Origin of the sequence: Streptomyces sp. NPDC058664, from assembly GCF_042716635.1 — a bacterium.
Taxonomy (GTDB): Bacteria; Actinomycetota; Actinomycetes; order Streptomycetales; family Streptomycetaceae; genus Streptomyces.
Genome location: NZ_JBHXRW010000112.1, coordinates 1 through 9,762 on the forward strand (window position 1 = coordinate 1; position 9,762 = coordinate 9,762).

At 71.7% G+C, this 9,762-nt stretch carries 11 protein-coding genes; 6 read left to right on the plus strand and 5 right to left on the minus strand.

Annotated elements, in window-relative coordinates; translation table 11 throughout:
- Positions 1-296 (minus strand): heme-binding protein (locus ACFWUY_RS39490; protein ID WP_384121494.1); only part of this gene is annotated, 296 nt, incomplete at its 3' end.
- 350 nt (positions 297-646) lie between these two features.
- Here ACFWUY_RS39490 and ACFWUY_RS39495 point away from each other — a divergent pair.
- The 3 genes from ACFWUY_RS39495 to ACFWUY_RS39505 all read left to right on the plus strand — a co-directional run bounded on the left by ACFWUY_RS39495 (position 647) and on the right by ACFWUY_RS39505 (position 2,759).
- The gene (locus ACFWUY_RS39495; protein ID WP_384121473.1) at positions 647-1,408 is read left to right on the plus strand and encodes an SDR family NAD(P)-dependent oxidoreductase; all 762 of its coding nucleotides are present in this window, start codon (positions 647-649) and stop codon (positions 1,406-1,408) included.
- Between the two features lie 88 nt (positions 1,409-1,496).
- Positions 1,497-2,204 carry a TetR family transcriptional regulator gene (locus ACFWUY_RS39500; RefSeq protein ID WP_384121475.1) on the plus strand — a complete coding sequence of 236 codons (708 nt, stop codon included), beginning with the start codon at positions 1,497-1,499 and terminating at the stop codon, positions 2,202-2,204.
- Positions 2,205-2,369: 165 nt separating this feature from the next.
- On the plus strand, positions 2,370-2,759 hold the full coding sequence (locus ACFWUY_RS39505) for a zinc ribbon domain-containing protein (RefSeq protein ID WP_384121477.1): 390 nt from the start codon (positions 2,370-2,372) through the stop codon (positions 2,757-2,759).
- Between the two features lie 93 nt (positions 2,760-2,852).
- On the opposite strand, the gene ACFWUY_RS39510 is transcribed toward ACFWUY_RS39505, so the two are convergent.
- From ACFWUY_RS39510 to ACFWUY_RS39525, 4 genes are all read right to left on the minus strand, one after another.
- Positions 2,853-3,809 carry an electron transfer flavoprotein subunit alpha/FixB family protein gene (locus ACFWUY_RS39510; protein ID WP_384121479.1) on the minus strand — a complete coding sequence of 319 codons (957 nt, stop codon included), beginning with the start codon at positions 3,807-3,809 and terminating at the stop codon, positions 2,853-2,855.
- A 39-nt stretch (positions 3,810-3,848) separates the two neighbouring features.
- Entirely contained in the window at positions 3,849-4,634 is a 786-nt protein-coding gene (locus tag ACFWUY_RS39515) for an electron transfer flavoprotein subunit beta/FixA family protein (RefSeq protein ID WP_384121481.1), read from the minus strand.
- A gap of 193 nt (positions 4,635-4,827) precedes the next feature.
- Positions 4,828-5,994 (minus strand): acyl-CoA dehydrogenase family protein, encoded by a 1,167-nt coding sequence (locus ACFWUY_RS39520; RefSeq protein WP_384121483.1) that lies wholly within the window; start codon positions 5,992-5,994, stop codon positions 4,828-4,830.
- Between the two features lie 129 nt (positions 5,995-6,123).
- A complete protein-coding gene (locus tag ACFWUY_RS39525) occupies positions 6,124-6,804 on the minus strand; it encodes a ScbR family autoregulator-binding transcription factor (protein ID WP_384121486.1) in 681 nt (226 codons plus the stop codon).
- Between the two features lie 130 nt (positions 6,805-6,934).
- On the opposite strand from ACFWUY_RS39525, the gene ACFWUY_RS39530 reads away from it, so the two are divergent.
- Genes ACFWUY_RS39530 through ACFWUY_RS39540 form a run of 3 tightly spaced genes read left to right on the plus strand, consistent with a single transcriptional unit; the run spans position 6,935 to position 9,649 of the window.
- Positions 6,935-7,891 carry a ScbA/BarX family gamma-butyrolactone biosynthesis protein gene (locus ACFWUY_RS39530; RefSeq protein ID WP_384121488.1) on the plus strand — a complete coding sequence of 319 codons (957 nt, stop codon included), beginning with the start codon at positions 6,935-6,937 and terminating at the stop codon, positions 7,889-7,891.
- Positions 7,892-7,904: 13 nt separating this feature from the next.
- A complete protein-coding gene (locus tag ACFWUY_RS39535) occupies positions 7,905-8,846 on the plus strand; it encodes an NAD-dependent epimerase/dehydratase family protein (protein WP_384121490.1) in 942 nt (313 codons plus the stop codon).
- Positions 8,847-8,884: 38 nt separating this feature from the next.
- Positions 8,885-9,649, plus strand: a complete 765-nt coding sequence (locus tag ACFWUY_RS39540) for an SDR family oxidoreductase (RefSeq protein ID WP_384121492.1) — start codon at positions 8,885-8,887, stop codon at positions 9,647-9,649.
- Positions 9,650-9,762: the final 113 nt, after the last annotated feature.

Consider the following 9,762-nt stretch of genomic DNA (forward strand, 5'->3'; position numbering starts at 1 on the left):
AGGGTGACGAGGGTGTTGCCGTTGCGGTCGACGACGGCGACGGAGACGCGCTGGTTCTCCTTCTCGGCGGCGTCCAGGGTCGCCCGCGCGGCCTTCGTGGCGGCCTCGATCGTCAGGTGCGTCGACTGCGTCGTGTTCTTGTTCTTGGCGTCCTTCTCGGCGACGGCGGCGGCCGGGACGGCCGCCGTGTTCTCGCCGGTGGCGCTGGCCGAGTAGGCACCGAAGCCACCGAGCGCGAGCGCCACGACGATCGCACCACCGGTCAGGGCACGGGTGCGCGAGGAGGTCTTCTTCACGTGCTTCATGGGGATTGCTCCAGTGAACTCGGTGAACCGCGGGGGCCGTCGGGAATCCGTGGCCCGCTTCCCCTCCATCCTGGGGTCGTCCCCCCGTGCCGCCGGTCGTCGTCCCGGCTGCGTCCGTCGCCCGCAACGGTGGACCCCGGGGTCAACCGATCGGTTGACCCCCTCAGGGCCTGCCCCGTCCCCGGTCGGCCGTCCCGGTTCCGCTTCCGGGGCCGCGGCCTGCGGTTCTATGGTGGGCGGCGCAGACCGCGCGGACCGCGTGGTCCTCCGCGGGCACGCGCCCGATCCGGCGGCCAACCCGGCGGCAGGGTCGCACCCGCACGACACGAACGAGGAGTTCCATGGACATCGCCGGCTCCGCCGCTCTCGTCACCGGTGCCGCTTCCGGTCTCGGCGCCGCCACCGCCGCGGCGCTCGCCGCCCGGGGCGCCACGGTCTACGGCCTCGACCTGGACAAGGCCGTGGCCGCCGCGGGGACGCAGCCCGAGGGCGTCCGGCTGCTCGCCGCCGACGTCACCGCGGAGCAGCCGGTCCGCGAGGCCCTCGCCGCGATCGACGCCGACGGCGCCGAGCTGCGGCTCGCGGTGAACTGCGCGGGCATCGCCCCGTCCGCCCGCGTCCTGGGCCGCAAGGGACCGCACGACCTCGACCTGTTCCGGGCCGTGCTCGACGTCAACCTGCTCGGCACGTTCAACGTGATGCGGCTCGCCGCCGAGGCCATCGCCCGGCACGAGCCCGACGAGCACGGGCAGCGCGGTCTCGTCGTCAACACCGCCTCGATCGCCGCCTTCGAGGGCCAGGTCGGCCAGATCGCCTACGCCGCCTCCAAGGCCGGCGTCGCGGGCATGACCGTCACCGCCGCCCGTGACCTGGCGCAGTTCGGCATCCGGGTCGTCACCATCGCCCCCGGCATCGTCGACACCCCGATGATGGCCGGGTTCGGGGAGGACGTCAGGGCGGGTCTCGCCGCGAGCGTCACCTTCCCGCAGCGCCTCGCACGCCCGGAGGAGTACGCCCGCCTCGTGACGATGGTCGTCGAGCACGACTACCTCAACGGCGAGACGATCCGCATGGACGGCGCGCTCCGCATGACCGCGCGCTGACCCTCCGTACCCTCTGCGCGGCACTTGGTGCCGGATTATTCCGGCACCAAGTGCCGCGCCCTGGTGTCCCGGATGTTAGGTTCGGGCCATGGGAACAGCGTCGACGAACTCCACGAAGCCAGCGATGCGGGACTCCCTCATCGCCGCGGCCTTCCGGCTCTTCCTTGAGCGGGGCTACGAACAGACCACGGTCGACGACATCGTCACGCTCGCGGGCGTCGGCCGCAGGTCCTTCTTCCGGTACTTCCCGTCGAAGGAGGACGTGGTCTTCCCCGACCACGAGCAGTGCCTCGCCGACATGACCCGCTTCCTCGCCGCGAGCGCCGACTCCGACGACCCGATGGTCCGGGTCTGCGGCGCCGCCCGGCTCGTCATGCGGATGTACGCCGAGAACCCCACCTTCTCCGTGCAGCGCTACCGGCTCACCCGCGAGGTCGCCGGACTCCGCGCGTACGAGCTCTCGGTCGTCTGGCGGTACGAGAAGACCCTCGGCGACTACCTGCGCACCCGCTGGGCCGACCGCAGGGACGGCACCCTGCGCGCCAACGTGGCCGCCGCGGCCGTGGTGGCCGCCCACAACCACGCCCTGCGGCACTGGCTGCGCTCGGGCGGGGAGGGCGACCCGCTGGCGGAGGTCGACCGGGCCCTGGAGTTCGTGCGCGCCACCTGGAGCCCGGACGCCGTCGTGGACGCGCCGGCCGAGGAGACCGAGGACGTCGTGGTGGTGATCACCAAGCGGTCCACCCCCATGTGGCGCGTGGTGCGCGAGGTGGAGTCGAGCCTCGGCGAGGGCTGAGAACGAGGCCGAGAACGAGGCGGAGAAGGGGTTGAGGAGGGGCGCGACCTTCCCGGGGTTCTCGGTATCTCCGATTGAGGGAACTCAGGTCTTTATTTGATGGCACTCAGTGCCATATCTTTGCTCCATGCACGGTCGAGCCGCCGAGTGCAAGGAGAAGGCATCGTGTTCCACACGGGACTGAGGAGCGGGACCGCCGTCCGGGCCGCAGAGGAGTCGGCCCCCGACGCCGAGCTCTACTTCCAGCGCTGCCGCTGGTGCCACACCACGACGTTCCAGCGACTGCTCTGTCCGACCTGCGGGTCGACCGAGCTCACCCCCGAACTCAGCGAGGGCGAGGGCGTGATATCCGTACGGCGCGGGGTCGCCGCGGCCGATGCCGACCTCTGGCCGGTGCACATGACGGAGGGTTTCGTGGTCCGCTGCCGCGTCGACGGACCCCTGCACGCGGTGCGTCCCGGCGTCCGGGTCAAGCTCTCCTCGGGGGTCGGCGTGACCGGCCGCAGACCGGTCGTCCGGCTCTGCGAGGAGGTCCCGCTCGACGGCTGGATCTGACGCGGCGCCTCTGGCGCGGCACAGCGGAAAGGGGCGGGTGGGTGGCACAGAGTGCCACCCACCCGCCCCTTTCCGTGTCGGGCGACGGAACGGTCAGCGGGCGCCGATCTCGTCCGTCAGCTGCGGCAGCACCTCGAAGAGGTCGCCGACCACGCCGTAGTCGACCAGGTCGAAGATCGGGGCCTCCGCGTCCTTGTTGACCGCGACGATCGTCTTCGACGTCTGCATGCCGGCCCGGTGCTGGATCGCACCCGAGATGCCCGCCGCGACGTACAGCTGCGGCGAGACCTGCTTGCCGGTCTGGCCGACCTGGTTGGCGTGCGGGTACCAGCCGGCGTCGACGGCGGCGCGGGAGGCGCCGACGGCCGCGCCGAGCGAGTCGGCCAGCTTCTCGACGACCGCGAAGCCCTCGGCCGCGCCGACGCCACGGCCGCCGGAGACCACGATCGCGGACTCGGTCAGCTCGGGGCGGCCGGTGGAGACGCGCGGGGTGCGCGAGACGACCTTCGCGGCGTTGCCGGTGAAGGCGACGGTGACGTTCTCGACCGTACCGGCGGCCGGAGCGGCCTCCGGGGCGGCGGAGTTCGGCTTGACGGTGATGACCGGCACGCCGTGCGAGACCCGCGACCTCACCTGGTACGAGGCGGCGAAGACCGACTGGGTGGCGACCGGGCCGTCCTCGCCGGCCTCCAGCTCCACGGCGTCGGTGATCAGACCGGAGCCGAGGCGGAGCGCGACGCGGGCCGCGATCTCCTTGCCCTCGCCGGAGGAGGTCACCAGGACGGCGGCCGCCCCCTTCTCCTTGGCGAGCTGGGTGAGCGCGTCGACCTTCGGCACGACGAGCTGCTCGGTGAACTCGGCGCCCTCCGCGACGTACACGGTCGCCGCGCCGTACTCGCCGGCGGTGGCGGCGATCGAGGCGGCGGCCTCGCCGGCGCCGAGGACGACCGCCGTGGGCTCGCCGATGCGGCGGGCCAGGGTCAGCAGTTCGAGGGCCGGCTTGCGGACCGCACCGTCGGCGTGGTCCACGAGAACCAGGATCTCAGCCATGATTCGTTGCTCCTGTGTGGGTGTCTGGCCGGCGGCGGGTCAGATGAACTTCTGGGTGGCGAGGAAGGCGGCGAGCTGCTTGCCGCCGTCGCCCTCGTCGGTGACGATCGTGCCCTGCGTACGGGCAGGGCGGGCGGCCACCGCGTCGACCAGGGTCCAGGCCCCGGCGAGGCCCACCTCGTCGGCGTCGATGTCCAGGTCGTCCAGGTCGAGTTCCTGGACCGGCTTCTTCTTGGCGGCCATGATCCCCTTGAAGGAGGGGTAACGGGCCTCGCCGGACTGGTCGGTGACCGAGACGACGGCCGGCAGCGGGGCCTCCAGGAGCTCGGTGGCGGCGTCGCCGTCGCGGCGGCCCTTCACCACACCGTCCTCGACGGAGACCTCCGAGAGCAGCGTCACCTGGGGCAGCGACAGACGCTCGGCGAGCAGCGCGGGCAGCACGCCCATCGTGCCGTCGGTCGAGGCCATGCCGCAGACGACCAGGTCGAAGCCGGTCTTCTCCAGGGCCTTCGCGAGGATCGCGGAGGTGGCGATCACGTCGGAGCCGTGGATGTCCTCGTCGTTGACGTGGACGGCCTTGTCGGCGCCCATCGACAGCGCCTTGCGCAGGGCGTCCTTGGCGTCGTCCGGGCCCACGGTGACGACGGTGACCTCGGCGTCGTCGGCCTCCTCGGAGATGCGCAGGGCCTGCTCGACCGCGTACTCGTCCAGCTCCGAGAGCAGACCGTCGACGGCCTCGCGGTCGGTCGTCAGGTCATCGGCGAATCCGCGGTCGCCGGTCGCGTCGGGGACGTACTTCACACAGACAGCGATCTTCAGGGTCACGGCCTGTCTCCTTTCAACGGGCAGGGGGTTAGGGGGTGTCCGGCGGGTCAGGGCCGGATAGGTCGCGGCGTCTGGTGCGGTGCATCGCAAGGCGCCGGAGCGCCTTAATAGCGGAGCTATTCGGGCGTTTCGGCAACGCGGCGAGGTGTCGTGCCAGGCGTCGCGGCCCCGGCCCTGACCCGCCGGGCGCCCCCTACGGGAGGTTGCGGGCCATGACGATGCGCTGGACCTGGTTGGTGCCTTCGTAGATCTGGGTGATCTTGGCGTCACGCATCATGCGCTCGACGGGGTAGTCGCGGGTGTAGCCGTAGCCGCCGAGGAGCTGGACGGCGTCGGTGGTGACCTCCATGGCGACGTCGGAGGCGAAGCACTTGGCGGCGGCACCGAAGAAGGTGAGGTCCTCCTTCTCGCCTCCGCCGGAGACGCGCTCGCTCTTCGCCGCGGCGGCGTAGGTGAGCTGGCGGGCGGCTTCGAGCTTCATGGCCATGTCGGCGAGCATGAACTGCACGCCCTGGAAGTCGGCGATCGGCTTGCCGAACTGCTTGCGCTCCGTGACGTAGCCCTTGGCGTAGTCCAGGGCGCCCTGGGCGATGCCGATGGCCTGGGCGGCGATGGTGATGCGGGTGTGGTCGAGGGTCTTCATCGCGGTGGCGAAGCCGGTGCCCTCGGCGCCGATCATGCGGTCCGCGGGGATGCGGACGTTGTCGAGGTAGACCTCGCGGGTCGGGGAGCCCTTGATGCCGAGCTTCTTCTCCGGCGCGCCGAAGGACACGCCCTCGTCGGACTTCTCCACGACGAACGCGCTGATGCCCTTGGACCGCTTGTCGGGGTCGGTGACGGCCATCACGGTGTAGTACTCGGAGACGCCGGCGTTGGTGATCCACCGCTTGACGCCGTTGAGGACCCAGAAGTCGCCGTCGCGCACCGCGCGGGTCTTCATCCCGGCCGCGTCCGAGCCCGCGTCGGGCTCGGAGAGGGCGTAGGAGAACATCGCGTCGCCCTTGGCCAGCGGGCCCAGGTACTTCGCCTTCAGCTCCTCGGAGCCGGACAGGATCACCGGCAGCGAGCCCAGCTTGTTGACCGCCGGGATCAGCGAGGAGCTGCCGCACGCCCGCGCGACCTCCTCGATCACGATCACCGTGGCCAGCGCGTCCGCGCCCGCGCCGCCGTAGGCCTCCGGGACGTGCACGGCGTGCAGGTCGTTGGCGACCAGGGCGTCCAGCGCCTCCTGCGGGAAGCGGCCCTCCTCGTCCACCGCCGCGGCGAACGGCGTGATCTTCGCCTCCGCCAGCGCACGCACAGACTCCCGGAGCATGTCGTGCTCCTCGGAAGGCCGGTACAGGTCGAAGTCCTTGCCCATGATGTGGAGCTCCCCTAGACGCTTTTGGCACTGAGTACCCTCAGCAAAACACACTCAGTGCCATGACGCCAGAGCGCCCCGACACGGTTCGTGTCGGGGCGCTGAAAGAACCGCTCGGTCGGTTTTTTCTTAACGGGAGATGTCCGCGAGGTTTCCCTCGTCCTGGGGGAGCCGCCGCGCGTCGTACTCGGCGGCCAGTCGGCGGGCGCGCTCCTCGGTGATCTCCAGGCCGGTCAGCAGGGCGGGAGCGCAGATGGTCGGCAGGACGTGCCGGAGCAGCACGAGAACCCGATGTGTCAGGTCATTGCGATCGCAAAGAATCTGGGACATCGTCTGGATCCCCGCGAAGGCGCCCGCGAACAGCTCGGCCGTGTCCGTCACGTCCACGTGGACGAGGAGCTCGCCGCGGGCCTTCGCGACCGTCAGGACCTCCGAGACCTGATCGATCCAGGCCCGGAACGGAGCGGCCCGGTCCACGCCCTTGGCGCCACTGTCGAGGGCCAGGGCGACGCTCGCGCGCACCAGCGCGTCACGCTGCAGCCGGTGGGCGAGCAGGAAGCCCTGGTCGACCAGCTCCTGGAGCTTGATGGCCTGGGGAGTGAGCGGCTCGTCGAGCATCTGGGCGTCCAGCACGCCGACGGCCAGGTCTTCCTTGGAAGCGAAGTGGAAGTACAGGGCCCCCTTGGTCACCCCGGCGCGCACCAGGATCTCCCCGATGGTGGTCCGCTCATAGCCGTGCTCCGCGAAGACGGCCGCCGCCGACTCCAGGATCGCCCGCCGGGTTCGGATCGCACGCGCTTGCTGTGCCAAGGCGCCTCCTGCTGTATCGCTGTCTGTGCTCGACGTGTGACGTGAAGCATTGAAAAGAAAACCGCACTGTACGTATTCTACGCCGGGCGGGCTCGCCGCCCATGGGCGCGCGGGGACGCGAGGGGAAACCATGAATCAGAACCGCCGGGAGAAAAAGACGTACGTTCCCGGGGAGTTCGTACACCGGGCGGACCCCGCCGACATCTTTCCCACGGGCTGGACGCGATTGCAGGAGAATCGATTCTCCGTCTCTGCCCACTGGCCCGCCTCACACCCCTTCTTCTCTCCCGTGGCCGGCGACCGGCACGACCCCTTCTTGGTGGCCGAGACGATACGCCAGGCGACCATGCTCGTCGCTCACGCCGATCTGGGGGTACCCGTGGACGATCAGTTCGTCATGTGGGACCTCCATTACGACGCCGACCCCGAGGCGCTCACCGTCGACGGCCTCCCGTCGGAGATCGTGGTCGACGTCCTCTTCCCCGAGCTCGACACCCGCCGCGGCAAGCCGCGCAACCTCTCCACCGCGGTCCGGCTCACCCGCGGCGGACGGCTGCTCGCCACCGGCGGCGGCCTGGCCGCCTGCACCTCCGCCCCCGCCTACCGCCGCCTGCGGGGCGAGCGGATGGCGGTGCTCGGAAGACCGGTACCGCTCATCCAGGGAGTGGCTCCCCACCTGGTGGGCCGCCGCCGGCCGCAGGACGTCGTCCTGGGACCGGGCCCCCGGGCGGGCACCTGGCAGCTGCGGATCAACACCGGCCACACCACCCTCTTCCGGCGCCAGAACGACCACGTACCCGGGATGCTGCTCCTCGAAGCCGCCCGGCAGGCCGCGACGGCGACGGTCGGCGGCGGAGGATTCCTCCCCACCGCCATGGACATCTCCTTCGAGCGCTACGCCGAACTCGACAGCCCCTGCTGGATCGAGGCCGAGGCCGAGACCGTGACCGCCGCCGACCGCACGACGACCGTCGTACGGGTCACGGGCCGGCAGGACGGCGCGTCGGTCTTCGTGTGCACGCTCACCGCTCCGTCCCCGGAACTGGCGGTGGCCGGAGCGGGTCTCGACCGCCGGCTGGCGAGCTGAACCGGACGGACCGATGGACCTTCGTATTCTGATCACCGGCGCGACCGGCTTCATCGGCGGCCGGGTGGCCGCCGCGGCGACGGAGCTGCCCGACCCCGCGCACGTCCGTCTGCTCGCCCGCCGGCCGCCGGCCACGGGGGAGCGGGAGAGGGCCGAGGTCGTCCGGGGCGACCTCCGCGACCCCGGTTCCCTGCGCCGCGCCTGCGAGGGCGTCGACGTCCTGATCCACTGCGCCTCGGCGATCGGCGGGGACGCGGAGACGGCCCGCTCGGTCAACGACGAGGGCACCCGGGCCCTGGTCGACGCGGCCGTACGCGCCGGGGTGACCCGGATCGTCTCCCTGAGCACCGCCTCCGTGCACGGCCGCGGCCCCTTCCGGGCCGCCACCCCCGGCACCCTGCCGCTCGCCCCGGTCTCCGGGACGAGCCGCACCCGGGCGGCGGGCGAGCGGTACGTCATGGACGCCGGCGGCACCGTACTGCGACCGCACCTCGTGTACGGCACCGGCGACCGGCAGTTGATCCCCGGCCTGCTCCAGCTGCTCGCGGCGCTGCCCGGCCCGCTCGTGGGCGGCGACTCGGTGCACTCCCTCGTCGACGCCGACAGCCTGGCGCGCGCCCTGCTCGGCGCGGCGCTCTCGTCGCGCACCCGGCCCGGCCCGTACTACGTCAACCATCCCGAGCCGGTGCCCGTCGCGGAGGTGCTGGCGGCCGCCGAGGACCTGCTCGCCCACCGCACCGGGGCGCGCCGGGGGCCGGCGGTGGACCTGGCCGAGGCCCGCGCGCTGCTCGCGGGCCACGCCGTCGCCCAGCACCATCTCGACATGCTCGCCACCGACCACTGGTTCTCCGACGACCGCCCCCGGCGGGAACTGGGCTGGGAGCCGGGGCTAGGTTTCACCGAGGGCTTCGCGGACCACAAGGCGTGGTACCGAAGTCTCCTCGACCACTCCTGAACTCGACCACTCCTGAACCGAAGGAAGGCAAGACCGACATGCCCGTGCTGGCCGGCAGGACCGCGATCGTCACCGGCGCGAGCCGTGGCATCGGACGAGGCATCGCCCAGCGGCTGGCCAGGGACGGAGCCCTGGTGGCCGTGCACTACGGCCGCGACGGGGCGGCCGCCCGCGAGACCGTGAAGACCATCGAGGAGGACGGCGGCCGGGCGTTCCCGTTCCGCGCGGACCTCGAGGCACCGGACGCGGCCGACGTGTTCTACGAGGCCCTGGAGGCGGGGCTCGCCGAGCGGGACACGGGGCCGGAGTTCGACATCCTCGTCAACAACGCGGGCGCGAGCGGCTCGGGCCGCATCCACGAACTGACCCCCGAGGTCTTCGACCGGCTGTTCGCGATCAACGTGAAGGCCCCGCTCTTCCTCATCCAGCGGGGTCTCGCCCGGCTGCGTGACGGCGGCCGGATCGTCAACATCTCCTCGGCGGCGACGAAGCACGCCTTCCCCGACTCCGTCACCTACGCGATGACCAAGGGCGCCGTCGACACGATGACCCTCGCCCTCGCCAAGGAGCTGGGCCCCCGGGGGATCACGGTCAACGCGGTGGCCCCCGGCTACATCGCGACCGACATGAACGCCCGGCGCCGGGCGACCCCCGAGGCGAGCGCCGCCCTCGCGGCCCTCTCGGTCTTCGGCCGGATCGGGACGCCCGCCGACGTCGCGGACGTGGTCGGCTTCCTCGTCTCCGACGACGCGCGCTGGATCACCGGCCAGTACGTGGACGTCACGGGCGGAACCGCGCTCTGAACCACGCGTCGCCCACCGCACGGTCGGGGGGGGGGGGGGGGGGGCCGGGGCCCCGCCCCCGGCGCGGGCGGGGGGGGTTTAAGAAAAAACAAGGCCAGAAGAGAGATTGGTTG